Below are 25,881 nucleotides of genomic sequence, written 5' to 3'. Positions count from 1 at the left end.
ACCTCTGCCCCACCACGTCCATCTTTTCCTCGGGCGCAATGCCGGGTAGCACGCTTGGCCCATGAACTCACGCAACACGCAGCACTTCCGCCTCGGCACGCGCCGTTCTCCCCTCGCCCTGGCGCAGGCGGAGGAAGCGCGGGCTCGCCTGGCGGCAGCGCACGGTATCGAGCCAGCGCATATAGAGATCGTGCCGGTCACCGCCAGCGGCGATCGCATCCAGGATCGTGCGCTGGCCGAGATCGGCGGCAAGGCGCTATGGACCAAGGAGCTCGACGCCTGGCTACTGGCCGGAGAGATCGACTTCGCGGTTCATTCGGCCAAGGATGTCGAGACGATCCGCCCCGCCGGAATAGCCATCGGCGCGGTACTCCCGCGCGAAGACGTGCGCGATGTGCTGGTGGGCGCAGCGACGATCGCCGCCTTGCCGCAAGGCGCCGTCGTCGGCACCAGCGCGCCGCGGCGAGCGGCCCAGCTGCTCCATGCCCGGCCGGACTGCAAGGTCGTCACCTTTCGGGGCAACGTCGCCACGCGCCTGGCCAAGCTGGCGGCCGGCGAGGTCGACGCCACGTTCCTGGCGGCAGCCGGACTCAATCGCCTGGGAGAGAGCGGCACCGGCCATGCGCTCGATGCCAAGCAGTGGCTGCCGGCACCGGGCCAGGCCGCGATCCTGATCGAATGTCGCCCCGACGACACCCGCACGCGCGACTTCCTCGCTGCCATCGACCATCGCTCCAGCCGCACCGCGGTGCTTGCGGAACGCGCCTTGCTCGCCGCGCTGGGCGGCAATTGCCATAGCCCGATCGCGGTGCTGACCTGCCAGGACGATACCCGCATCACGATGCGCGCTGCGCTCTACAGCCCCGACGGCGCCGAGCGGGTCGAGGGTGAAGTGACTTTCGACGACACCGACGTGGAGGCGCCGGCCCGGCTCGCCGCCGAACTGCTGGCGCGCGCCGTACCCGCGATCACCGTGCATTTCGCCGGAGCGTCGCCAGCATGACCAGGCTCATCATCGTCCGGCCCGAACCGGGCGCGTCGGCCACGCTGCTGACCGCGCGGTCCATCGGGCTCGACGCACAGGCGCATCCGATCTTCGCTGTGCGTCCAATTCCGTGGATCCCAGTGCCGCGCGAGCGGGTCGACGCCATTGTCCTGGGTAGCGCCAACGCGATCCGCCATGGCGGGGCAGCGCTCGACGACTTGCGACGGCTGCCGGCCTATTGCGTGGGCCAGACGACCGCGAACGCGGCGCAGGCGGCTGGCTTTCCCATCGCTCGTATCGGTACCGGCGGACTGCAGAACGTACTGAACGCACTGGCGCCGGAGCATCGCCGACTGCTGCGTCTGGCGGGCGTCTCGCGCGTGCCGCTGACGGTTCCCGATGGCGTCACCATGGATACGCGCGAAGTCTATGCCAGCGTGCCGATGCCGATGGGCAAACGGCTGGATCGAGCGCTGGATCAGTCTGCCGTCGTCATGCTCCATTCCGGCGATGCGGCCGAACACTTCGCTGCGATCTGCCATGAATCGGGAATCGATCGCAGCCGCATCTCGCTGGCGCTCATCGGACCGCGCCTGCTACAACACGCGAAAGATGGATGGGCGGGCGTGCAAGTCGCCGAACTGGCCAGTGACGCAGCCCTTCTGGCCTTGGCGAAACAGATGTGCCAAGACGCGGACGGGGCACCGAAATCCCCCGAAGAAAGGCCCGATGCAGGACGATAACCCGACCATCGTGATGGATGGCCCGCTGCCGCCGAGGCGTCGCAAATCAACCGGAGCGACGGCGCTGCTGGTGCTGCTGGCGTTCATCCTGGGCGCCGGTCTGGCCGGGTGGTTCGCCTGGACCGGAGAGCTTGCCCGGTACCTGCCGGCACGATCGGGCAGTCGCCAGCCTTCCGCGACGAGCGGTGGACCATCCGGGACCGATGGCGCGGCGATGACGGCCGCCACGCCGCAGCCCGCCAACACGACGCCACAGGCGGTGGTATCGCTCGAGGGGCGCCTGGCGATGCTGGAAGACCGCTTTTCGCGCATCGATTTCAAAGCCGACGCGGCCTCGGGAAATGCCGCGAGAGCGGAAGGCCTGCTGATCGCATCGGCCGCCCGCCGTCTGGTCGAGCGGGGCGAACCGCTGGGCTATGTGGCCGACCAGCTCCAGCTACGCTTTGCCGATGCCCAGCCCCAGGCCGTCGCGACGATCACCGCGTTTTCGCGCAACCCGGTGACGATCGACCAGCTGACCGCCAGATTGGAAGCGCTCGCTCCGGATCTGACCGACGATTCCCAAGAGACCAATTTCCTGGCCCGCACGCGCGAAGAGCTGGCGGGCCTGTTCATCGTTCACAGCGACTCTCCGACGCTGCTCGCTCCCGCCGCCCGTATCGATCGGGCGCGGCTGATGCTCACCGCGCGCCGGATCGGCAGCGCGATCGACGAGGTGGAGCGTCTTCCCGGCGCCGATGCCGCCAACAAGTGGATCGCCGATGCCCGGCGGTTCGACGACGCGCAAAACGCGCTCGACCTTCTCGAAACCACCGCCATGCTCGAGCCGCGACGGCTGAAGGATGGATCGGGTCAGGACGTGAATCAACCGAGCGCGCTATCGACGCCCGAACCTGTCCCGACGCCCAGCGCCGCCAGTTCCACCGCGCCTCCGACCTGAAGGCGCCGTTCGCTTCGGATCAGCCTTGCAGCAGTTCCGGCAGTCGCCCCGAAACACCCCGCGCCTCGTCCATGAAGAAGCTCTTGATGATGGGCAGGCGCTGTACCGCGCCCATACCCAGGCGGCGCGCGGCCGACGGCAACCGGCCGGGGATGCCGAACAGGCGGTTCAGGCCGTCCGTCACCGACATGACCATGAATGTGTCGAGACCGCGCCACGTCTCGTAGCGGGTGAGCAACTGCGCATCGCCCGGCTCGAGGCCGAGCCGCATCCCCTCGCCCAGCACCTCGACCAGCGCACCGACGTCGCGCAGGCCCAGGTTCAGTCCCTGCCCCGCGATCGGATGCATCCCGTGCGCGGCATCGCCGATCACCACCAGACGTTCATCCGTGACCCGGCCCGCGTGGTGGAAGCGCAAGGGGTATGACATGCGCGGCGCGGCAAGCGCGATCGCACCGAATACGCCATGCATCCGGTCGGCGACCTCGCTGCGGAAGATCGCATCGGGCAACTTGGCGATCGCGGCGGCATCTTTCTCGGCCACGGTCCAGACCAGCGCCGAGCGGTGGCGACCATCCTCAGTATCGCGCAAGGGCAGCAGCGCAAACGGACCGTCGGGATAGAAGATCTCCCACGCGACACCGCTATGCGGCTTCTCGTGAGTCAGCCCGGTCACCATCGCGTTGTGGCGATAATCCCACTTGGCATAGGTAAACCCGGCCTCGTCGCGGGTGGGTGACTGCCGACCCTCGGCAGCGACCAGGAGGCTGCCCGACAGCGTCCGGCCGTCCGCCAGCTCGACGTCGACGCCATAAGGACCACGCGTGCGTCGCACGACTTGCGCGCTGGTGTGCCATGCGATCGCATCCTGCTCGCGCGCCGCTTCGAACAAGGCCAGCCGCAAGTCGCGATTGGCGAACATGCGGCCCAGCGTGCCCTCCTCGGGCTCGGGCCGGAAATCGATGCGGCCTGGCTTCATGCCATCGCTGACCGCGATCGCCTGGATCGGACAGCCGAGCGGTTCGAGCCGGGCAGCGATGCCGATGTTGGTGAACAGGTTCCAGCTTGCCGTCGAGATCGCCGAGGCCCGACCATCGGCGCCTTCGGCCGTCAGTTCCGCAGGGTCGGCGCGATCGACGACGTGACTGGTCAGCCCCTGCCGCGCGGCGGCCAGCGCCAGCGTCATGCCGACGAGCCCGCCGCCCAGGATCACGAGGTCGCGGCGATCCTGGGCGGGAGCGATTGCGGTCGGAGTGGTCGATTCTGCCTGGTTCATCGCCTGCATGTATCGGCGCGTGAACCGTCGATGTCGAGGCAGCGACCGTCCCACGTGCCCGAAGGTTCAGCCAGGCCGATCAGCGATGCCAGCGTCGGTGCGATGTCCACCGTCTCGACCGGGTCCGGCTGCTCGTACCCGACCATGCCCTTGCGCCAGAACAGCATCGGCACGCGGCGGTCGTAGTCCCACGGGCTACCATGCGTGGTGGTGTAACCGGGCCTGGGTTCGCCGGGAACGACGCCGCGCTTGGTCATCATCAGCACCTGGCCCGAATGCTCGGGATCGAAAGAGGCGCGCACCCGCTGCGCCATCGTCCAATCCTGGGGATCGCCATGCGGCACCGGCATCTTGGCAAGTGCGGCGGCGCTATAGACGGCGGCGACCTGCGGGTGCCTGGCAAGGCGAACCAGCAGCGCGTCCACGACCTTCTTCTGCTGCTTGGCCGTCAATCCCGCGGCGAGCCAGATATCGCCGGAAGCACCTGCACCGTGGATCAGCTGGCCATCCGCGACCGTCACCCCGGTATCCTGCGAGATCGCCTGCGACAGTCCCTCGGCCGTCAGCGCCGGATCGATCCGCTGGGCCGAGGGAAACCCGGTCAGCTGCAACCGCTCGGGCGCATCGATGCCACCGTGGTCGGCGGTCAGCACCGTGACGTAATCGATTCCGCGCTGATCGAGCGCGGCGAACAGCTTGCCCAGCGTCGCATCGAGCTGCGCCAACTGGATGCACATCTCCACGCCCTCGGTGCCATAGGCGTGCCCGACATAATCCGTGGCCGAGAAGCTCACCGACAGCACGTCGGTGACGTCGTCCTTGCCCAGCGCCATCTCATCGACCAGGCGCACGGCCATTTCGCCGGTCGCGGCATCGATCCGCGGGGTGCGATTGAACGTCTTGTAGTCGCCCGCCGCCTGCGGAAATCGATACGTGCCAATGGTGAAATCCTTGATCGGCACCGCACGGTCGACCCGCTCGCACCATTGCGGCGCAGGCAGCGCGGGAGCGCCTGCATCGATCATCCTGTCGGTGACGGCATTCTGCGCCAGCGCGGCGGCCGAAGGCGCCCGGCCCTCGAACGTCGTGAACCCCTTGCCCAGCCACCAATAGACCGCGTCGGTGCGGTGCCCGCTCATCATCACCGCGGCGCGGTCCTTGGCCGATACGGCGACATTCAAGGCCGCCGGGTTGGCCTGCTTCATCAGATCGCCCAGCGTCGGCGCCTTCAGGTGCCAGTTGGAGACGACCGGCTCCTTCGCGGTGCTTTTGGGATTGCGCTCGTCCTCGCTGCAATAGACGTCGCGGCCCATCTTGGCGTCGTACCAAGTATTGGCGATAATGCCGGTGCGCGATGGATGCACGCCGGTCAGCAAGGTCGAATGCCCGGGGCAGGTTTCGGTCGCGGCGTGAGACTGGAATCCCTGCGGATACACCGCGCCCGTCAGCAGCCGCGCGAAGCCGCCGGTGAAGTGCTCACGATATTGCGCGAACAAGTCGGCCGAGAATTGGTCGATCGAGATTGCCAGGATGAGTCGCGGCTTGGAGCTGGTGGACGGCGCCGCGGGGGCAGCCGGCGCGGCCGACCGATCCTGCGCTCCCGAGGGTACGGTGAATGTCAGTGCGCCAAGTCCGACAACCGAAGCGACAGCGAGACGCAGGGCACGCACGGCAGGGTTCATGAGAGGCGATTCCTTGAATTGTCCCGACGAAAGGAGCAGAGGCGTCGATGGCTGCAATGCCGCCGACGCGCAAGATGCCTCGGCAGCGAAGGACTTTTGAAACGATGATCCGGCGCCGTTACAGCTTTCTTGTTGCGATCTTGTGGCAGGCCTGCGCGCTGCTTCTGGCGATACCTTCCGCACAGGCAGCCCCTACGCACATCACCGCCGAACTCGTCGCCGGGCCGGCTACGACGCCGGGCGGATCGACTCAGCTGGCCTTGCGCATGCGGCCACAGGCAGGCTGGCACGGCTACTGGCGCAATCCCGGCGACGCTGGTCTGGGCATGGTCCTCGACTGGTCACTGCCGACCGGCGCCAGCGTGGGCGAGCCACGCTATCCGGTGCCACGGACCCTGCTGATCTCCGGTTTGATGAACCATGTGTACGAGCGCGAATATGCCGTCCTAATGCCCTTCATCGCGCCGGCCGACGCCAGAGCGGGCGCGCGATTGCCGGTGCGGGTCAAGGCCCAGTGGCTCGCCTGCACCGATCAGCTGTGCGTGCCCGAAAGCGCGGACCTCTCCACCACGATCACGATCGCAGCGACACCCGGCGCGGCGATCCCCAGCTTCGAGGAGTGGGCGCGTCATCTGCCCGCGCCGCTTGGCGCCAGCGCGACATTCACGCTGACGAACGACACGCTGCGAGTTGCGATCCCGCTGCCGGCCGCCGCCCCGCTGGCGAACCCACACCTGTTCGTGGTGCAGGACAAGCTGGTCGATTATGCCGCCACGCAAAGCTTTTTCCGGCAAGGCGACACCCTTCTCATCACCATTCCCCGGCTCAAGGTCGCGGCGGCTTCACCGTCGAATGTCGAGGCGGTGCTGCGGCTAGACGGTGAAGGCAACGGCATCACGTTCATCGCAAAACCAGGTGCCGTCCCCACCGGCGGCGTGCCGATCGCCGGCGCGCAGCCGCAGCCGGGTGCTGGAACGGGCGCCCTGCCATCACTGCCCTGGTTGCTGCTGGGCGCGCTGCTGGGCGGCCTGCTGCTCAACGTGATGCCCTGCGTGTTCCCGATCCTCAGCCTCAAGGCACTGAGCCTTGCGCGGGCAGGAGAGAGCGAGGCCCAGGCCCGGGCGGAAGGTATCGCCTACACAGCCGGTGTCGTGATCGCCTGCCTCCTGCTCGGCGGCCTGCTGCTGGCCTTGCGTGCGGCGGGACAGCAAGTCGGCTGGGCGTTCCAGTTGCAGGAGCCGGCGGTGATCGCCGCGCTGCTGCTGCTCGCCTGCACTATCACGGCCAACCTGCTTGGCCTGTTCGAATTCGTGGTGCCCGGCTTTGCCAGCCACAGCTCACCGCAAGGAGCGTTCGCGACCGGGCTGCTCGCGGCCTTCGTGGCGACGCCGTGCACCGGGCCATTCATGGCGACCGCGATGGGCGCGGCATTGCTGCTGCCCGTCACCTCTGCACTGACCTTGTTCGCCACGCTGGGACTTGGCATCGCCTTGCCGTTCCTGGCGTTGGCCTTCCTGCCGGCACTACGCCGACGGATGCCACGTCCCGGGGCCTGGATGAACACCTTCAGGCGCTGGATGGCGCTGCCGATGGGCCTGACCGCGCTAGCGTTGGCGTGGCTCGCGACACGGGTGGCCGGACCGCTGTTCGCCACCGTCGCCATCGTCCTGGCCATCGCGCTGGTCGCAGTGCTCGCCTATGCCGGGCGCCGCCAACGCCTAGGTCTTTCGGCAAGCAGGCCGACCGCCGTCGGGTTGGCCATTCTTGCTCTCGTCGGCGTGCTGGTCCTGCCGCTGAGCGAACGCGCACCAAACGCTGCGGACAAGGGCCTTCTGAATGCGCAACCGTTCAGCGAAGCCGCGCTCGCCAAGGCGCGGGCATCGGGCAAGCCGGTGTTCGCCTGGTTCACCGCCGACTGGTGCCTGACCTGCAAGGTCAACGAAGAGGTGGCGATAGAGCGGGAAAGTACGCTGGCGGCTTTCAAGAAGGCGGGGGTCGTCGTGCTGCGCGGGGACTGGACCCGGCGGGATCCTGCGATCACCCGTTACCTCACCGCGCAAGGTGCAGCAGGGGTTCCGCTTTACGTGTGGTACCCCGCCGGGAACGCCCCCGCCGAACAGCTTCCGCAAGTGTTGAAACCAACGACACTTGCGCAAAAAGCATGTCCGGCGGGATCTTGCTCCTGACCTTCGCTGCGGCTCAGTGGCCGAGCTTGGTTTTCAGTTCGTCGATCATCTTGGATGCCTCGGCCTTGTTCATGCCTTCGGCCGGCGGATCGATCTTGGCCTCTTCGCACAAGGTCGTAAGATAGGACGCCTGCGCGCCGGTCATCGGATCGTCGCCTGAAACCCAGTTATCCGGATCCTTCTCGGCGTTGGAACCGGGGTGTTCATCGAGCTTGGGGTTGTGCAGTTCATCGGCCATGTGCGGCTCCATCGTTCGCTATGTGTTCCCGCCATCAACGAGCGGGATCCGCCAAGGGTTCCCGCTCGCGACCAGCCCCAAAGGCCATCAGAACCGCGCGCGCACCCCGCCGTAGAAAGCCCTGCGCTCTACCGGATAGTAGATCGCCGAGGCTGCCGTCGCCCTCAATACCGCCGAGATATCGCCGATCGCCTTCCTGCCCGTAAGATTACGCGCGTCCACGAACACGTCGACGCCGTTCGCGATCGTGGCACCGGCGCTAAGCCCCAGCAGCGCGTAGCTGCCGGTGCGATGCGTGTTGGCGTAATCCGAGAACGGCCCTTGTGGTATCCACTCCAGGTTCGGCGCAACATGGAGCGCATCGCTTCCCACCCGCACTTCGCTGCGCAAGGCATGGCGCGGTATCACCGGCAGTCGATTGTTGGCGAACACCGCGTCGTCGCGAAAGCGGAAGTCCGAGTAGTTCCAGGTCTGGCGAAGCCGAAGCCAAGTGGCCGCATCGAACGTCATGCCCGCTTCGACGCCTTGGTGCAGCGTCCTGTCGGCATTGAAGGTGGCCGCCGGAATGGTGGCGCTGACGGTATATTGCAGCAGTTCGCCCTTCACCATCGCGCGGTATAGCGACACGTCCCAGGTGATCCGGCCTGCCTTGCCGCGCGTACCGGCTTCGGCGGTCCAGGCGCGCTGCGGGGCGATCCCGGCGATGAACGCATTGGTGCCGTTGACGGTCTGGAACACTTCGCCGAACCCCGGGAATTCCGCCGAGCGGCTGTAGTTGGCGTAGAACTGGATATCCCGCGCGGCATCGAACAGCACCCCGAACTTGGGCGAGAACTGGTCGAAGGATACGCGGCCATCCTGTGCCGGCGTCAGCGAGAAGGCGACGCGTCGCTTGCGCCAGCCATCTGCGTATATCCCGCCGACGATCAGGGACAACCGCTCGACCGGCTTGAACCGCATCTCTCCATAGAGATTGGCGGTGCGGGCATCCTGATCCGCATCGAACGTCAGCGCACCGCGTTGGCCGTTCACGTTGACGAACTGACGCGCGCGGGTGCTGCCGCGTCGCAACTCTCCGCCCAGCGTGAAGGAGAACGGCCCCCCTTCGTGCTCCAGCCGCGCAAAGCCGCCATAATCATCCGACTTCTGGTCGATCACCTGGAAGATCGGATGAAACAGTTGCTTGGAATTGAGGAACGCGCCGACCTCCAGGCTCGTCTTCCCTATATCGATACGGGTCCGGTTCTGCAGGCGGATCGAATCGATATCGCGATGCTGATCGCCGATGATACTGCCCGTCTTGGGCCGACTGAGTGCGACCGCCTCCGTCAACGCGCCGGGCAGCTCCTGCACGATGTGATTGGCGCTGCCGTAGAAACGCGTGGTCACGGCATCGGTCAGTTTGATCTGGACGTTCAAATTGCCGCGCAACGAGTTGCGCCGAGCGTGCAGGCGGTCCCCGTCGCCGCGATCGGCGCTGAGCGCCCCCCAGGCGCTCGCCTGTTCGTCCCCGAAACCTGCGGAGACCAGTCCGCGCATAAAGTCGTACGATCCGCCATCCAGCCGGGCATAGAAGCCATGCGCCAGATCGCCGGTGGGGGTGACACCATTGATCGCGCCGCCCAGCGTTCCCGAGCCGAAGCGCAGCGCATTGGCGCCACGATAAACCTCGAGATGGTCGAAGAAGATCGGTTCGAGCTCCTGGAAGTCGCCGTTATCGTCCGCCAGGTTGATCGGAATGCCATCCTGCAGCAGCGTCAATCCGCGCATGTGGAAACCGCGCGACAGACCGGAACCGCGGATCGCGATCCGCACTTCCTGGCCAAAGCGCGGCTGCGTGTAGATGCCGGGCGAAAAGGCCAGGGTATCGCGCAGGGAAACGGCCGTCTTGTCGGCATAGTCGCGGTATCCGACGACATCGGCGCCCCCGGGCGTGCGCCGCACCCGGGCTTCGGCGGCATCGACACTGGCGTGGCCGGTCACGATGATGGTGGGATCGTTGGCCTCTTCGGCCAGCGCAGGCGTGGAAAGCAGGCTTGCGCAGGCAAGCGCCGCCATTCGAGTTTTCATGGTCGTGTCCTGAAACCTTGCGCGGCCTCTCGTGAAGCCGCGTCGTGCATGGAAGCGTGCCGGAGATTCCGGCAGGCAGGCTCACACGGTGACAGGAGGTCCACGCAGCGGCGGCCGCACATGCGTCCACGCCACAAATCCAGGAGCGGCCAGCGGCGCCAGGCCGAGAGCCAGGATGAAGCCGAGCGCGAGACCAAGCAGGATCGGATCGGCACCGACACCACCCGCCATGTCCAGGACCGAGTAGGGACAGGAGGCCGCCGCCTTGGCCTGTCCTGCCTCATTTGCGGATGACGCGTCACGCTGCGGCAGGATGATCTGCCGCGTGAGATGCGCGCCGCTGGCATCACCGCAGATGGCGATCGTCAGCAGCGTGCCTTGCTCACGCACCATGTAGCCAGCGGGCATCAGCGCCTTGAGCGCCAGCGCACAAGCCACCAGCCACAGCGCCAGCCGCCTTCGCCTCAACAGGATTTGCCGCAAGCCCCTCATCGCGACGGGGCGATAGCGCCGGATCGCGACACTGTCACTGACGTTGCCGCGCGACCATGCGATTTCAGGAGCTGGAGCCGTCCAGTTCGATCGTGCGGCGATCGCGGTCGATTGCGAAGCGGTAAGGCGCGGCCGCGTCGTGCGAGTGGTACGCCAGTTGTCCTGCGCGGCTGTTCCAGTCTGCGACTTCCAGCGCGCCCTTCGGACCCAGCCAGGCGCCGTATTCGGGGAAGCGGACGAACAAGGCGCTACGCTCCGCTCGCCACGCGGCGAGTGCGGCGACGTGATCTTCAAGCGCCCGATCCCGGTTCTTCCAATCGAGCCAGGTCAACGCATTGTCCTGCGCGTAAGCGTTGTTGTTGCCTTGCTGGGTGCGGCCGAACTCGTCGCCCGCCGTCAACATGATCGTACCGGTCGAGGCGAACAGCGTACCAAGCAGCGCCCGCACGTCGGCGGCTCGCGCGGCGATTACCGCCGGGTCGTTGCTGGGCCCCTCGGTACCGTTGTTCCAGGAGAAGTTCTCGCCCTGCCCGTCACGGTTGTGCTCGCCGTTGGCTTCGTTGTGACGCTGCGCGTAAGCGACCGTGTCGGCCAGCGTGAAGCCATCATGGGCCGCGACGAAATTGACCGAGCGGCAGGCGACCCGCTCGAAAACGTCGGAGGAACCGGCCAGCCGTGTCGCCAGCGTGCCGATATCTCCGTCGCCGCGCCAGAACTTGCGGATGTCGTCGCGGAAGGCGTCATTCCACTCATGCCAGTCGTGTGGAAACTGGCCCAACTGATAGCCCGACGGTCCGACATCCCACGGTTCGGCGATCAGGACACGATCCGAAAGCAGTGGATCCGCTGCGATCTCCGCAAAGATCGGTGCATCGCGTTTGAAGGCGGGCCCACGCGCGAGGATGGTCGCCAGATCGAAGCGGAAGCCATCGATCCCGCAGGCGCCGACGAAATGGCGTAGGGCCTCCAGTGTCATCCGACGCACGCAAGGGTTGGCGAAATCGAGCGTGTTGCCGCAGCCGGTATCGTTGATCAGCGTGCCGTCCGGCGCTCGCGCATAGACCGCGTCATCCAGACCACGCATGGACAGGACGCCGCCATGCACGTCGCTTTCGCCAGTGTGGTTAAACACCAGATCAAGGATCACGCCGATCCCCTCGGCATGAAGCGCGGCCACGGTGTCGCGCAGTTCCGCGACGCCGCCGGGGCACAGCCTGGGATCGAGCGCCATCAGCGCGACGGGATTGTAGCCCCAGGCATTGCGCAATCCCAGCGGGGGCAAGTGGCGCTCGTCGATCCAGGCGATGATCGGCATCAGCTCGACCGCGCTGACATGCAGCTTCCTGAGATGCGCGAGCACGGCGGGGTGCGCCAATGCGCCCACGGTGCCACGCAAAGCCTCGGGAACGTCGGGGTGCAATCGGGTGAAGGCGTTCACGCAGATTTCGTAGATCAGGCCGCCGCATCGGAAGCGCGGCGGCTCCGCGATGGACGGACGGTCCGGCGCGGGCACGATCGCGCGGGGTACGATACCGGCCGTCTCGATCCCGAACTCGGCCAAGGAGGGATGCTGGACGAAACCGCGATCGAGTTCGCGGGCATAAGGATCGACCAGCAGCTTCGCTTGGTCGAACCAGCGGCCCTCGCCCGGTGCCCAGTCGCCCGCGGCGCGATAGCCATAGCTTGCGCCGGTCAGATCGGCAGCCAGCTCGACCGCCCATACGTCCCCCTTACGGATCATCGCATGGCGTTTCTCGACCTCGCCGTCGAACAGGCAGAGCCACACCTGGAACGCCAGCGGCGCACGAACAGCGAAGCGGGTCTTACCGCCTTCTACGGTGGCGCCCAAAGGCCCTGTCACGTCGCCAACGAGCGATAGAGCTCGGCATAGGCCTTGCCGCTGGCTTGCCAGGAAAAGTCGCCGGCCATGCCGTTACGCTGCAATCGCAGCCATTCTTCGCGAGACGCATAAAGCGAGATGGTGCGACCAAGCGCGGCGGACAGGCTGTCGTACGATACCGCGCCATGCTGGATGCCCGTGGCGACCCCGGCCGCGAGCGCGGCAGGGTTGGCGTCGATCACCGTATCGGCCAGACCGCCGGTCCGGGCGACGACCGGGACACAACCATAGGCCAGTCCGTAAAGCTGGGTAAGTCCACAAGGCTCGAAACGCGACGGCAGCAGGATCGCGTCGCCGCCTGCCTGCATGCGATGCGACAAGTCCTCGTCATAGCCAATCCGCACTGCGACCCGGCCCGGATGGCGTGCCGCCGCCGCGATGAAACCGGCTTCGAGTTCCGGCTCGCCCGATCCCAGCAAAGCCAGCCGACCGCCCAGCCCGACCAGATGGTCCACTGTCTCCAGCAGAACGTCCATGCCTTTCTGGCCGGTCAGGCGGGTGACCACCACGAACAGCGGCCCACCGGCGCGGGGCCCTTCGCCGGGTTCCAGCCCGAACTCGGCCTCCAGCGCTCGCTTGTTCGCGCCACGCCGGGACAGGGCGCGCACAGTAAAGCGCTTGGCCAAGGCGGGGTCGGTTTCCGGGTTCCAGACCTCGGTATCGATCCCGTTGAGAATTCCCGATACGACACCACCGCGCGCGACCATCAATCCCTGCAGTCCCATCCCGAATTCGGGGGTGCGGATCTCCTGCGCGTATGTGGGGCTTACCGTGGTGATCCGCGTCGCCGCGACCAGCCCGGCCTTGAGCAAGCTGACGCCGCCGTGGTACTCGACGCCATCGACGGACCACGTCTGCGCTGGAAGGCCCAGTTGCGGGAACACCGAGGCGGGCTGCCAGCCCTGGAATGCGATGTTGTGGATGGTCAACACCGAGGGAACCAACGGTGCCCCGGGCGGCATAGCCCAGTGCAGATAGGCGGGCGCCATCGCGCCCTGCCAGTCATGAGCGTGCAGCACATCGAAGGTACGACGTTTGCCGCGCACCATGATCGCCCCGCCGGCGATATCCGCCGCCGCGCGGCCCAGCGCCGCAAACCGCCGCCAGTTGTCGGGCCAGTCGATTCCGACCGGATCGAGGTAGGGCGAGCCCTCACGCGCGAACAAGCCGGGCGCGTCGAGCACGACCAACGGGTGTTCGCCCAGCATGCCTGCCAGCAACCGCGCCGGTTCACCGAGCAGATCGTCCCAGACATGAAGCACGCGGCGGCGCGGCAGCCTGGCCAGGACCGCCGGATAGCCAGGCAGCAGCGTGGTGACTTCGATGCCGTGCGATGCGACCGCAGACGGCAACGCACCTGCGACGTCCGCCAATCCGCCCGTCTTGATCAGCGGCACCGCCTCCGACGTGACCGACAACACCCGTAGCGGCATGGTCAGTCCGTCAGTCGATCGATCATCGGCTTGGTGATCAGGCACACGCCGTTCCCACTTCGCCGGAACCGTTTGGCATCGAGCACCGGGTCGGCGCCGACGACCAGCCCTTCGGGAATCCGAACCCCCGAATCGATGATCACGCGATCGAGTTGCGCCCCCCGGCCGATATTGCAGTAAGGCAGGATCACCGCATTGTTGACGCTGGCGAAGCTGCCCATCTTCACGCCCGTCATCAACAGCGAGCGCCGCGCCGTGGCGCCCGAGACGATGCAGTCGTTCGAGATCAGCGAACAGATTGCGCTGCCGCGACGCCCCTCCTCATCGTGGACGAACTTGGCCGGCGCGGCGACGACGGCGTCCGACCAGATCGGCCAGTCGCGATCGTACAGGTCGAGCTTGGGCGTAGTGTCCGTGAGGTCGAGGTTGGCGTCGAAGTAGGCGTCGATCGTGCCGACATCGCGCCAGTACTCTTCCATCTCGTCGGCCGCGCGGATGCAGCTCGCGGTGAAACGGTGCGCCTGCGCTTTGCCGTGCTTTACGAGGTACGGAATGATATCGCCGCCAAAGTCGCGCTGCGATGTCGGATCGGCCGCATCGCGGCGCAACTGATCGAACAGGAACTGGGTGTCGAAGACATAGATGCCCATCGAGGCAAGGGCCATGTCCGGCTCACCAGGAATCCCGGGGGGATCGGCGGGCTTTTCGAAGAACGCGGTGATGCGATCGGTCTCATCGACATGCATGACGCCGAACGCCACCGCTTCCATCCGCGGGACGACCAGACAGCCGACGGTGACGTCGGCGCCGGAGTCGACGTGCTGACGCAGCATCAACTCGTAATCCATCTTGTAAATGTGATCGCCGGCCAGGATCACCATGTATTTGGGCGCATGCGCCGCGATGATGTCGATGTTCTGATAGACTGCGTCGGCGGTCCCTTCATACCACTGCGTTTCCGACACGCGCTGGCTGGCGGGCAGGATATCGAAGCTTTCGTTGCGTTCCGGTCGCATGAAGTTCCAGGCGCGCTGCATGTGCCGGATGAGACTATGCGCCTTGTACTGCGTCGCCACGCCGATGCGGCGGATGCCCGAGTTGATCGCGTTTGACAGCGCGAAGTCGATGATCCGCGCCTTGCCGCCGAAATAGACCGCCGGCTTGGCCCGATTGTCTGTCAGTTCATGAAGCCGGCTGCCGCGCCCTCCGGCAAGGACATAGGCCATCGCGTCACGTGCGAGGGGCTGGCCCGATGGTCTGTTCATGCCCGACGCTCTCCTGCTTTAACCTGCATATTCGAACCAGACCGTCGACAGGGGCGGCAAGGTCACGATCGCCGCGCCACCCTTGGCTTCGATCCATCCGAGATTTCCCTGACCGCTGCCGCCATAATGCGGCGAGTCCGTGTTGAGCACTTCGCGCCAGTCACCATCATGCGGCAAGGGCAGGCGATAGCCTGTCAGCAGCGTCGGCGTCATGTTGCTGACGACCGCCACCGGCTTGCCAAGGGCTGCGGTGCGCAGCCACGCGAATACCGAATTTTCGGAGTCATCCGCGATCAGCCACGAGAAGCCATCGCTTTCGCAATCGCGCCCATGCAGCGGCGCTTTCTCACGATACAGCCAGTTGAGGTCGCGGACGAGATTGCGAACGCCCTCATGGCTGGGCGCCTCTCGCAGGTTCCAATCGAGCGCACGATCCTCGCTCCACTCCCTTCGCTGGGCGAACTCCTGTCCCATGAACAGCAGCTTCTTGCCCGGATAACCCCACATCAACGCGTAGTAGGCGCGAAGGTTCGCGAACTTTTGCCAATCGTCGCCCGCCATCTTGCTGAGCAATGAGCCTTTTCCGTGGACCACTTCGTCGTGGCTGAGCGGCAGCACGTAGTTCTCGGTGAACGCATAGACGAGCCCGAAGGTGATATCGTCATGATGGTGGCGGCGGTGGATCGGGTCACGCGCCATGTAGCGCAGCGTGTCGTTCATGAACCCCATGTTCCACTTGAACCCGAAACCCAGGTTCGAACGCGATGCCTCCTCGTGTGCAGGGCTGGTGACGCCCGGCCATGCGGTTGATTCCTCGGCGATGGTCACGAAACCGGGATGCGAGCCATAGACCGCGCGGTTGACCGCGCGCAGGAAGTCGACCGCTTCCCAGTTCTCACGCCCACCATCGGCATTGGGAATCCACTCGCCCGGTTTGCGCGAATAGTCACGGTACAGCATCGATGCGACTGCATCCACACGCAGACCGTCGACGTGATACTGCTCTGCCCAGAACAGCGCATTGTTGACCAGGAAGCTGGCCACTTCACGCCGTCCGAAATTGTAGATCAGCGTGTTCCAGTCGGGATGGAAGCCCAGCCGGGGATCCTCATGCTCGTACAACGCCGTCCCATCGAAGCGGACCAGCCCGTGCTGATCGGTGGGAAAATGCGCGGGCACCCAATCCACCAGCACTCCGATGCCGGCGCGATGCGCACCATCTACGAAGCGAGCAAAACCAGCCGGCTCACCGAACCGTGCGGACGGGGCGAACAAGCCGGTCGTCTGGTAGCCCCATGAAGGATCGTAGGGATGCTCCGAGATCGGCATGAACTCGATATGGGTAAAGCCCATTTCGACGACGTACGGGATCAGCTGGTCGGCCAGCTCGTCCCAGTTGAGAAACCAGCCGAAGCGATCGCGCTGCCACGATCCGGGGTGGACCTCATAGATCGAGATCGGCACGCGCCGGGGATCGACGGAGGCCCAGTGATTGCGATGGGCCGCATCGCCCCAGTCCTTCTTCGTCGGAGCGGCGGTGACGGATGCAGTGGCGGGACGAAGTTCGCTGGCGAAGGCGAAGGGATCGGCCTTGAGCGGTTGGACCGTCCCATCCGCGGCGACCACATGATACTTGTAGGCGCGATACTCACCGATATCCGGAATGAAAATCTCCCACACGCCGATATCCTGGCGATGCCGCATCGGATAGCGCCTGGGATCCCAGTCGTTGAAATCGCCGACAAGGCTGACTTGCCGCGCGCCCGGCGCCCAGACCGCGAAATGGACGCCCGGCGCACCTTCGTGCTCGATCAGGTGCGCCCCCAGCTTGTCGAACAGGCGAAAATGCGTGCCCTGCGCGATAAGCAGATCGTCGAGCGGGCCCAGCACCGGGCCGAAGCTGTAGGGATCGGTCACCAGCCAATCGTTTCCGCCGGCGTTGCAACGATAGAGGATCGGCTCTCGTGAGCCGAGGAAGCGTCCTTCGAACAGACCGCGCGGATCGACCTTGTCCATCGGCCCCAGCGCGGTGCCATCCAGGGTGAAGGCTTCGACCTCCTCCGCTCCCGGCAGCATCGCCCGCAGCAGGGTTCCTGCGGGCCCTTCATGCACCCCCAGCAGCGAAAACGGGTCCGAGTGGGTTCCTTCGAATAACGCGTCGATAGCGCTCTGCGGTGGCGTCACATCACGTTCCAAATGTCTTTCGCATACTCGGCTATCGTTCGGTCAGAGGAGAACCAGCCGACGTTGGCGATGTTCCGTATCGCCGCCGTGCGCCAGCGCGCCCGATCCTCCCAGCAGGTATCCACGCTGCGTTGCGCCTGGGCGTAAGCATCGAAATCGGCCGCCAGCATGAACCAGTCGCTGTCCATGATGCCGTTCATCAGATCGCGGTAACGATCGGGATCGTCGTGCGAAAATACGCCCGTCGCGATCGCGGCGATCGCCTGGCTAAGTTCGAGCGACCCTTCGATGATCGCGCGCGGATTGTAGCCATCGGCGCGTCGCGTCGCGACTTCGTCGGCGGTTAGACCGAAGATGAAGATGTTGTCGTCGCCCACCCGGTCCTTGATCTCGATGTTGGCGCCGTCGAGCGTGCCGATCGTCAGGGCGCCGTTCATCGCGAATTTCATGTTGCCGGTGCCGGACGCCTCCATCCCGGCGGTCGAGATCTGTTCGGACAAGTCGGCGGCCGGAATGATCCGTTCGGCCAGGCTGACGTTGTAATTGGGGATGAACACCACCTTGAGCAGCCCGCCGACGGAAGGATCGGCATTGATCCGTCTGGCGATGTCATTGGTCAGTTTGATGATAAGCTTGGCGTTGTGGTAGCTCGGCGCCGCCTTGCCGCCGAAGATCTTGACCCGAGGCACCCAGTCGCGCTCGGGGTGACTGCGGATCTGGTCGTAAAGGGCGACGGTCTCCACCAGGTTGAGCAGCTGGCGCTTGTATTCATGGATGCGCTTGATCTGCACGTCGAACATCGCGTCGGGATCGAGGCGGATACCCATGGTCTGCTTGATGTGGTTGGCCAGCGCGACCTTGTTGGCGCGCTTTACCGCCATCACCTTGTCCCCCAACGCCGCGTCGGCGGCGAGTGGCTTGAGGTCGCTCAGCTTCGCGGCGTCGTCCAGGAAGGCCGGACCGATCGCGTCCTGGATCACGGCGGTCAGCCCAGGGTTGCATTGCTGCAGCCAGCGGCGCGGCGTGACGCCGTTGGTCTTGTTGTTGATGCGCGTGGGGTAAAGCTTGTGAAGGTCTGAAAAGACGGTCTGCTTCATCAGTTCGGTATGCAGCGCCGCGACACCGTTTACCGAGTGCCCCCCGGTGAACGCTAGGTTCGCCATGCGCACGCGACGCTCGCCGCCTTCGTCGATCAGCGAGATGTTGGCGATGCCCGCGTCGTCGAACCCCGCTTTACGCGCCTCGAGCAAGACCCGGCTGTTGATTGCATAGATGATCTGCATGTGCCGCGGCAGCAGCCGTTCGAACAGCGGCAGCGGCCAGCTTTCAAGCGCCTCGGGCAGGAGTGTGTGATTGGTGTAGGAGAACGTGCGCTGGGTGATCGCCCATGCCTCTCCGAATTCGATGCCATGCAGGTCGACCAGCAGCCGCATCAGTTCGGCGACCGATACCGCCGGGTGGGTGTCGTTCAGCTGGATGGCCGCCTTGTCGGGCAAGGTCCGGATGTCGCCTTCGTACTGGACATGGCGCCGCACGATGTCCTGGATCGAGGCGGCGGAGAAGAAGTACTCCTGACGCAGGCGAAGTTCTTGCCCCGCCTTGTGCGAATCGGCCGGGTATAGCACCCGTACCAGCGAATCCGCGCGCACCTGATCGGCCAGCGCGCCGGCATGGTCCCCGGCGTTGAACGCATCCAGCTTCAGCGGATCGAGCGCATTGGCGGTCCACAACCGCAGCGTATTCACCCGCTTGCCGCGCCACCCCACGACCGGCGTATCGATCGCGGTCGCCTCGACTTCTTCGGCCGGATGCCAGACGACGGCATCGCCCTGCGCCACCGCCTCGCCGCCAAAACCGATGCGATAGGTGCTTTCGACCCGCTCGAACTCCCAGGGGTTGCCATGCGCGAGCCAGGTCTCGGGCAATTCTATCTGCACACCGTCGTCGATACGCTGGCGGAACATGCCGTTCACATAGCGGATGCCGTAGCCATAGGCCGGGATGTCGAGCGTCGCGAGGCTTTCCATGAAGCACGCTGCGAGCCGGCCCAGGCCGCCATTGCCCAGCGCCGCGTCGGGCTCGAGTTCCTCGATCTCGGCAAGGTCGAGGCCATGCGCTTCCAGCGCTTGGCGCATTTCCTCGGTCAGGCCCATGTTGGACAGCGCATCGCGCAGCAGCCGACCGATCAAGAACTCCATCGACAGGTAGTAGACCCGCTTGCCGCCCTGCTCGTAAGTGCGCCTGGTCGATTCGATCCAACGGTCGATGATATCGTCACGCAACGCCAGGATCGACGCCTTGTACCAGTCGTACAGCTTGGCGGCGCGCTCGTCCTTGCCGATGCGATGGCGCAAGATGTCGACGATGAGGGCGTCTGTTTCCGATGCGGCGGCATTCCTGGTAGCCAAGATCAACTTCCCCTGTTGCACAAATGCCGTCCGGATCGACGCTCGCGCGCGGTCGGACGATGGCGCCAAACCACACGGTTGCACGCGATTCCTGATCGTCCTGCCCTGTCTGGCTATGCGCGGCTCGCAGTTGCGGCAAGCCGATTGTGCGATGCAGCAGAAAAAACCGGCTTCAAGAGGTTGAAGGGTGTTTCTTCGTTACAGTCGCGCCACGATGCTGGCCGGTTGCGGAGGCATCAGCCTACGATGACACAGCCAGTCGGCTTGATCGCCCGACATCCTTTGTCGATAGGCGCCAGACGGAATCACAAGCCGCAAGTCGCCCTTGGCCGCGACTTACCGACCCGGCATCGCAATGACACGCCTGGCTCGCCGGCAGAGCGGTTTGCCGCCTACCAGTACGATCGCCCGGGTATAAGCTTGTCGACCAAATCGCGCACCCATGCGGTGCGATCTTCGATGCTCGGTTCGCCCGCGCGCAGGATCGCGGAGGCATGATAGCCTCGCACGGCCATGATATAGACGGTGGCGATGGCGTGGGGATTGCGGCACGGGATGCCATCACGCTCGGCGCAATCGGCGATGAAGCCGCTGATCGTCTCGATCCCTTTGGACACCCGGTTGGCAACCGCATCGGCCAGCTCGGGAAATTGCAGCCCCTCGGCATAAGCCAATCGCTCGTAGTTCGCCCATAGTGGCGCCAGGCAGGTCCGCATCGCAGTATCACCGAAAGCGAACAGGCCGTCTGCGAGCGACTGAACCTTGCGATTCTCGCTGTGCAGGGCGAGATTGGTCAACTGATCGACCGTCTGCAGCACAGTGGCCTGAAACAGTTCCATCTTCGTGGCGTAGCGCGCGTAGAGGGTGGTCTTCGAGACGCCTGCGGCCTTGACGATCATCGCCATCGACGTGCCGGCATAACCATGCTCGAAAAACTGTTCACGCGCGGTGTCGATGATTTCGCGATCGATCTGCGCGACGATCTCGGTTGTCGGCCTTCCACGCGTACGCAACACGCTCGACTTGTTTTCGCTAAGCGCCAACGTTTCCATCACATACTCCCCGCCAACGTGTTCAGGCGCGGCGGGCAACGCATTACGCGCCTCATCCGCTGCGCCCTTGGACCTTGATTTCGTTGGCTTCAGTTATTTATATTATCATATTACGGCCAATCGGCCAGTGCCCTTGCACCGATTTCCCAAAGTGGGATCCTGGCCTTGACATAGGCGATCACCCGCCACCGTCACCGCAATGCAGCGCCATTCAGCAGCGTCGGTGGCATTTCACCGCGATGAACCATGTCGATCACCCTTGCGCAGTGCAGCGCCATATCCTTCATGCCCGCTTCAGTCACGCCGGCGACATGCGGCGAGAGCAGCGCGTTGGGCAAGCTGAACAACGGGTGGTCGGCAGGCGGCGGCTCGTCCGTGAACACGTCGATCCCGGCACCGCCGATGCTGCGTGCCTGCAGCGCCGCGACCAGCGCGACCTCGTCGATGATGCCCCCGCGTGAGCAGTTCACGATGATCGCCTTGGAATGCATCTGCGCCAGTTCGCCTGCCCCGATCAGGTTGCGCGTGCCTTCGGTCAGCGGGGTGTGGATCGAGATCACGTCGCGGCTGAGGATTTGCGCCAGCGGCAGCGACTCTACCCCGGCCGCGCGCATGTCCGCGTGAGGCACCATCGGATCGTAGGCCGCGACTTCGGCCCCGAATCCGGCACCGCAGATCGTCGCGACATGGCGGGCGATGCGGCCGAAGCCGATCAGACCGACCCTGGCACCGCTGAGATCACCCAGGCGAATGCCCCAACGCTCGTCCCAGCGGTTCTCGCGCACCAACGCATCCATCTCGCGCACTTGCCGCAGCAACCCCAGCATCATCGCCACCGCCCCTTCGGCGACGGCGGTGGAGTTGTTGCCGCCCGGCGTGTTGGCGACCAGCACGCCTTTGGCGGAGGCTGCGGGGATGGCGATGTTGTCCACCCCGGCGCCATGCTTCACAATCGCTTTGAGCCGGGCCATCGAGCCGAAGATATCCTCGCCCAACGGGCTGGTGCGGATCAGGATAACGGTGGTGTCCGGCAGTCGCGGATCGTCGCTCCAGTTCTCCCCCCGGATCAGCGTATGGCCGCTGGCCTCCAGCGCCACGACGCCAGCAGGGTGGATCGGATCGATGATGGTGACGAGTTCGCCGATGCTCAAGCTGATCCTCCTGATGTATACCATCGCTCCTGAAAGCACTTTGCCGGAAGGTCAACCGGGTTTAGGTGTCGCGCAAACGTGACGCCTAGGAGAGACCGATGTTCGCCGCCCCGCCCGCCATCATGGCCGAACCGTTCTGCCGCATTCCCGACAAGTTCCGCCGACACGAGATGTCGGAATGGGCGAAGGTCCAGCTCTATGGCGCGCCGGCGCCGGCGTTCCTCGAAGGCCCGGTGTTCGACAAGGCCGGCAACCTGTGGGTCACCGACATTCCCTGGGGTCGCCTGTTCAAGATCAGCCCGGAGGGCGAATGCGAGGTGGGCTTCGAATACGACGGCCAGCCCAACGGGATGAAGTTCCTGGCCGACGGGCGCATCCTCGTTGCCGATCATCACAAGGGCATGGTCATCTGCGATCCGGCGACGGGCAAATGGGACTACTGGTTCGAACGCTATCTGCTCGAGCCGTTCCTGGGCTGCAACGACCTGACCATCGCGAAGAACGGCGACATCTACTTCACCGACCAGGGCCAGTCGGGCTGGCACAATCCCAACGGGCGGCTGTTCCGCGTCAAGGCCGGCACCGGCCAGCTGGAACTGCTGCTCGACGGCATTCCCAGCCCCAACGGTCTGGTGCTGAACAAGGCCGAGACCGCGGTGTATCTCGCCGTCACCCGCGCCAACGCGATCTGGCGGGTGCCGCTGCTGATGGACGGCGCGGTGGTGAGCAAGGTCGGCACCTTCATCCAGATGTCGGGCGGCAACGGGCCTGACGGCGTGGCGATCGACGAGGACGACAACCTGGCCGTGTGCCATGTCGGCTTCGGCGCAGTCTGGCTGTTCAGCAACCGGGGCGAGCCAATGCTGCGGATCGACGTTCCCGAAGGCCGCTACACCACCAACGCCTGCTATGGCGGGCTGGACAACAAGACGCTGTATTTCACCGAGTCGGCGACCGGGACCATCTATCAAGCGCCGATGCCGGTGGCAGGCCGGGAGATCTACGCGGCTTCGGTCTGACTTGCCCCGTCGACCCGGGCCTGACCCGGGTCGACGATGCGTCGGATCAGCTGGCGGTCAGTCCCGCGGCTGCGACACCTGCGAACGCCGCTTCCTCGTCCTTGTCCGAAAGATCGCCGCTGACGCCCACTGCGCCAAGCAGCTTGCCCTCGCCGTCCTTGATCAGCACGCCACCTGCCGCCGGGATCAGCTTGCCCGCCCAGGCGACCGACAGCGCCGCCATGAACTGCGGACGCTCCGCCGCCATGTCACCCAGCTTGCGGCTGGACACGCCCATGGCCAGCGCACCTGCCGCCTTGCCGCCCGCCACATCAGGGCGGCCATAGGCCGAGCCATCCTCGCGCTCCATCGCCACCAGGTGCCCCCCGGCGTCGAGCACCACCACGGTCAGCGGGTTCAATCCCATTTCGCGACCCTTGATACGCGTGGCGGCGATGACGGTGCGGGCCTGGTCGAGGCTGATCATGCGAGGACTTCCTTCTTCAAGATATGCCGCAACCTAGCCCCGAGCTACCGGCCCAAGCAACACCGAATGTATACGCTGACTACTCGGCGGCGGTGGCGAGTCCGCCGTGCAACGCCACCTCTCCAGTGCCGCTGGCGAGCAGGTGGCCGTGACGGACCAACCCCTGGCGGGTGCGGCGGATGTGCAGCACCAGCACCGCTTGCGCCACCTCGACGTCACCATTGACCAAAGCGTCGTACATCGTCTGGTGCTCGGTATCGTGGGTGCGGTTGCCGCTGCCCATGCGCAGCTTGAGGTAGGCGCGGCGATAGCTCTGGGTCGTATCCCACACCCGCTCGACGATCTGCGCCAACAAGGGGGTCGCGTGGCGGCGATAGGTGATCCAGTGAAACTCGCGGCCAAGCGCGATCGCCTCGTCGATATCGGTGCAGACCTCGTTGCGCGCGATCACGTCGCGTAAGTCGGCGAAGTCCTCGGGCGTGAGATGCGGCGCGCTTTCGGCGAGCAACAGCGGCTCGATGCGCTCGCGGATTTCGTAGGAGATGACGAGGTCGCGCGTGGTCAGCTCGGTCACTCGGGCACCGGCGTTGGCGCGCATGGTGACGAGGCCGCGCGCCTCCAGCATCCGCAAGGCATCGCGCACCGGGATGCGGCTCGTGCGCAGTTCGTCGGCCAGCTCGTCCTGCTTGATGCGCGATCCGGGCGCGAGATCGCCCGAGAGGATGCGCTCGGCCAGGATGTCGGCAACGCGCTGGCTGGCGACGGTGGACGGATCCTTGATCACCCGTGCGCCCCGCTGCCGCCACCCGCCGAGCCCCCGCCAGCCGGGGGCGGCGAGCCGACCTGACGCCAGTCCACGCGATACAGATCGAAGCGCCGATCGCGCAGGTTCTGCACCGCGCCCGATTGCCGCGCCGTCAGCAGCGCATCGAGGCTGAGGTCGGCGATGGCGATCGTCTCAGTGTTGGGCGCCGTCTCCGCCGCGATGCCGTCGCGCGCGAAGGGGAAGTCCGAAGGCGTCAGGATCGCGCTCTCGGCATAGTGGATGTCCATGTTCTCGACGTTGGGCAGGTTGCCGACCACGCCCGAGGTGACGACGTAGCACTGGTTCTCCACCGCGCGCGCCTGGGCGCAATAGCGCACCCGCAGATAGCCGCGACGCTCATCGGTGCAGAACGGCACGAACAGCAGCAGCGCGCCCTGGTTGACGAGGTGGCGCGCCATCTCGGGGAACTCGCTGTCGTAGCAGATCATCACCCCGATCGGCCCGCAATCGGTGGGGATCACGCTGGCGCCGACGCCGCCCTGGATGTTCCACCAGCGCCGCTCCGACGGCGTCGGGTGCAGCTTTTCCTGCGTGTGGGTCGAACCATCGCGCAGGAAGACCGAACTGATGTTGCGGATCTCCTTGCCGACCCGCGTCGGGTGCGAGCCGCCGATGATGTTGATGTTATAGCTGACCGCCATCTTTTCCATGAAGGCGGTGAAGCGCGGTGTGTACTCGGCGATCTTGGCGATGGCGGCCGCCGGCTCCAGCTTGGTCTGCTCGATCGAGAGCAGTTCCAGCGTGAACAGTTCGGGGAACAGCACGAAGTCGGCCTCGTAGTCCGAGGCCACATCGATCCAGTATTCGACCTGCTCCTCGAACTGGTCGATGGTGTCGATCTTGCGCATCTGGAACTGGACCGTCGCGACGCGCACCGACGAGGGCAGGCGCTCCTTCATGCCGGGCGCGGCATTGCCCATGTCACGCGGGGCGAGCGGGTTGGTCCAGTACATCAGCACCGCGAAGCCGGCGCTCTCGTGGTCGGCGGGGATGTATTCGGGCAGGATGCCGCGCGGTTCGTAGCCCTCGCTCATCTGGAACTCGACCACCTGATCACGGACCTTCTTGGCCTTCACCGCCTCGATATAGGCGGCGGGATCAGGATAGCTGCGGCGGCGGCGGGCATATCCGGGCATGCGACCGGCGAAGGCGATGCCCTTCAGTTCGAAGTCCTGGCACAGCTCGCGGCGTTTGCGATAGAGACGCTGGCCGATGCGCAGGCGGCGGAAGTCGGGGTCGACGCAGACCTCGAAGCCATAAAGGACGTCGCCGTCGGCGGTGACTGGACGGCCATAGCCGCCGCCGCTGATCTCCTCCCATGTGTGCGGCTTGAACGCCAGTTCCGAGCTGACGATCATCGTCGCGCAGTGGCCGACGACCTTGCCCTCGTACTCTGCGACGAACTGGCCATCGGGGAAGTTGTTGATCTGGCCGCGGATCTCGGCACGCGTGAACGCGTCGGGGCGGCCATAGACCTTGGCGGACAGGCGCGTGATCGCGGGCGCGTCCGCCAAAGTGGCCTGACGGATGAGGAGCTTGGCTTTTGAAGTGGTCATGGCGCTGCA

20 protein-coding genes are annotated in these 25,881 nt (G+C 65.5%); 5 read left to right on the top strand and 15 right to left on the bottom strand.

Features of this window, described 5'->3' with window-relative positions; translation table 11 throughout:
* Positions 1–61: 61 nt before the first annotated feature.
* The 3 genes from hemC to ACXJ1Z_RS10355 are packed head-to-tail and all read left to right on the top strand — an operon-like array spanning position 62 to position 2,668.
* Positions 62–1,003: a hydroxymethylbilane synthase gene (gene hemC / locus ACXJ1Z_RS10365; RefSeq protein ID WP_463776481.1), complete on the top strand. Its 942-nt coding sequence runs from the start codon at positions 62–64 to the stop codon at positions 1,001–1,003.
* On the top strand, positions 1,000–1,728 hold the full coding sequence (locus tag ACXJ1Z_RS10360; RefSeq protein WP_463776479.1) for a uroporphyrinogen-III synthase: 729 nt from the start codon (positions 1,000–1,002) through the stop codon (positions 1,726–1,728). The genes hemC and ACXJ1Z_RS10360 overlap by 4 nt, the downstream gene beginning before the upstream one ends.
* Positions 1,715–2,668: a hypothetical protein gene (locus tag ACXJ1Z_RS10355; protein ID WP_463776477.1), complete on the top strand. Its 954-nt coding sequence runs from the start codon at positions 1,715–1,717 to the stop codon at positions 2,666–2,668. Before ACXJ1Z_RS10360 ends, ACXJ1Z_RS10355 begins: the two co-directional genes overlap by 14 nt.
* A 19-nt stretch (positions 2,669–2,687) precedes the next feature.
* Here the strand turns inward: ACXJ1Z_RS10355 and ACXJ1Z_RS10350 are convergent, their stop codons facing one another.
* On the bottom strand, positions 2,688–3,944 hold the full coding sequence (locus ACXJ1Z_RS10350) for a UbiH/UbiF/VisC/COQ6 family ubiquinone biosynthesis hydroxylase (RefSeq protein WP_463776476.1): 1,257 nt from the start codon (positions 3,942–3,944) through the stop codon (positions 2,688–2,690).
* On the bottom strand, positions 3,941–5,626 hold the full coding sequence (locus ACXJ1Z_RS10345) for an alkaline phosphatase family protein (protein WP_463776475.1): 1,686 nt from the start codon (positions 5,624–5,626) through the stop codon (positions 3,941–3,943). Before ACXJ1Z_RS10345 ends, ACXJ1Z_RS10350 begins: the two co-directional genes overlap by 4 nt.
* A 104-nt stretch (positions 5,627–5,730) precedes the next feature.
* Between ACXJ1Z_RS10345 and ACXJ1Z_RS10340 the strand changes: the two genes are divergently transcribed.
* Positions 5,731–7,812 (top strand): protein-disulfide reductase DsbD family protein, encoded by a 2,082-nt coding sequence (locus ACXJ1Z_RS10340; protein ID WP_463776474.1) that lies wholly within the window; start codon positions 5,731–5,733, stop codon positions 7,810–7,812.
* Positions 7,813–7,825: 13 nt separating this feature from the next.
* On the opposite strand, the gene ACXJ1Z_RS10335 is transcribed toward ACXJ1Z_RS10340, so the two are convergent.
* The 10 genes from ACXJ1Z_RS10335 to ACXJ1Z_RS10290 all read right to left on the bottom strand — a co-directional run bounded on the left by ACXJ1Z_RS10335 (position 7,826) and on the right by ACXJ1Z_RS10290 (position 22,005).
* Positions 7,826–8,050, bottom strand: coding sequence for a DUF3072 domain-containing protein (locus tag ACXJ1Z_RS10335; protein WP_463776472.1), 225 nt, complete (start codon positions 8,048–8,050; stop codon positions 7,826–7,828).
* 87 nt (positions 8,051–8,137) lie between these two features.
* Positions 8,138–10,120: a TonB-dependent receptor family protein gene (locus ACXJ1Z_RS10330; RefSeq protein WP_463776471.1), complete on the bottom strand. Its 1,983-nt coding sequence runs from the start codon at positions 10,118–10,120 to the stop codon at positions 8,138–8,140.
* 81 nt (positions 10,121–10,201) lie between these two features.
* Positions 10,202–10,612, bottom strand: coding sequence for a hypothetical protein (locus ACXJ1Z_RS10325; protein WP_463776470.1), 411 nt, complete (start codon positions 10,610–10,612; stop codon positions 10,202–10,204).
* A gap of 64 nt (positions 10,613–10,676) precedes the next feature.
* Positions 10,677–12,461, bottom strand: a complete 1,785-nt coding sequence (gene glgX / locus ACXJ1Z_RS10320) for a glycogen debranching protein GlgX (RefSeq protein WP_463776469.1) — start codon at positions 12,459–12,461, stop codon at positions 10,677–10,679.
* A gap of 8 nt (positions 12,462–12,469) precedes the next feature.
* Entirely contained in the window at positions 12,470–13,945 is a 1,476-nt protein-coding gene (glgA, locus tag ACXJ1Z_RS10315) for a glycogen synthase GlgA (RefSeq protein WP_463781227.1), read from the bottom strand.
* A 2-nt stretch (positions 13,946–13,947) separates the two neighbouring features.
* Positions 13,948–15,210 (bottom strand): glucose-1-phosphate adenylyltransferase, encoded by a 1,263-nt coding sequence (glgC, locus tag ACXJ1Z_RS10310; protein ID WP_463776468.1) that lies wholly within the window; start codon positions 15,208–15,210, stop codon positions 13,948–13,950.
* A gap of 18 nt (positions 15,211–15,228) precedes the next feature.
* On the bottom strand, positions 15,229–17,394 hold the full coding sequence (gene glgB / locus ACXJ1Z_RS10305) for a 1,4-alpha-glucan branching protein GlgB (RefSeq protein ID WP_463776467.1): 2,166 nt from the start codon (positions 17,392–17,394) through the stop codon (positions 15,229–15,231).
* The gene (locus ACXJ1Z_RS10300; protein WP_463776466.1) at positions 17,391–19,802 is read right to left on the bottom strand and encodes a glycogen/starch/alpha-glucan phosphorylase; all 2,412 of its coding nucleotides are present in this window, start codon (positions 19,800–19,802) and stop codon (positions 17,391–17,393) included. Before ACXJ1Z_RS10300 ends, glgB begins: the two co-directional genes overlap by 4 nt.
* Positions 19,803–20,194: 392 nt before the next feature.
* Positions 20,195–20,854 carry a TetR/AcrR family transcriptional regulator gene (locus ACXJ1Z_RS10295; protein WP_463776465.1) on the bottom strand — a complete coding sequence of 220 codons (660 nt, stop codon included), beginning with the start codon at positions 20,852–20,854 and terminating at the stop codon, positions 20,195–20,197.
* A 191-nt stretch (positions 20,855–21,045) separates the two neighbouring features.
* Positions 21,046–22,005 (bottom strand): hydroxyacid dehydrogenase, encoded by a 960-nt coding sequence (locus tag ACXJ1Z_RS10290; RefSeq protein ID WP_463776463.1) that lies wholly within the window; start codon positions 22,003–22,005, stop codon positions 21,046–21,048.
* A 98-nt stretch (positions 22,006–22,103) separates the two neighbouring features.
* Between ACXJ1Z_RS10290 and ACXJ1Z_RS10285 the strand changes: the two genes are divergently transcribed.
* Positions 22,104–23,024 carry an SMP-30/gluconolactonase/LRE family protein gene (locus ACXJ1Z_RS10285; RefSeq protein WP_463776462.1) on the top strand — a complete coding sequence of 307 codons (921 nt, stop codon included), beginning with the start codon at positions 22,104–22,106 and terminating at the stop codon, positions 23,022–23,024.
* A gap of 46 nt (positions 23,025–23,070) precedes the next feature.
* On the opposite strand, the gene ACXJ1Z_RS10280 is transcribed toward ACXJ1Z_RS10285, so the two are convergent.
* From ACXJ1Z_RS10280 to ACXJ1Z_RS10270, 3 genes are all read right to left on the bottom strand, one after another.
* Complete coding sequence (locus ACXJ1Z_RS10280) at positions 23,071–23,490, bottom strand: GlcG/HbpS family heme-binding protein (RefSeq protein ID WP_463776461.1); 420 nt, start codon at positions 23,488–23,490, stop codon at positions 23,071–23,073.
* Between the two features lie 79 nt (positions 23,491–23,569).
* Positions 23,570–24,274 carry a GntR family transcriptional regulator gene (locus ACXJ1Z_RS10275; protein ID WP_463776459.1) on the bottom strand — a complete coding sequence of 235 codons (705 nt, stop codon included), beginning with the start codon at positions 24,272–24,274 and terminating at the stop codon, positions 23,570–23,572.
* A complete protein-coding gene (locus ACXJ1Z_RS10270) occupies positions 24,271–25,872 on the bottom strand; it encodes a GNAT family N-acetyltransferase (RefSeq protein WP_463776458.1) in 1,602 nt (533 codons plus the stop codon). Before ACXJ1Z_RS10270 ends, ACXJ1Z_RS10275 begins: the two co-directional genes overlap by 4 nt.
* Between the last annotated feature and the right edge of the window lie 9 nt (positions 25,873–25,881).

It is taken from the genome of Novosphingobium sp. TK46 (assembly GCF_055361525.1).
Note: the sequence above shows the minus strand (reverse complement) of the source record. Positions and strands in the feature narration are given on the sequence as shown.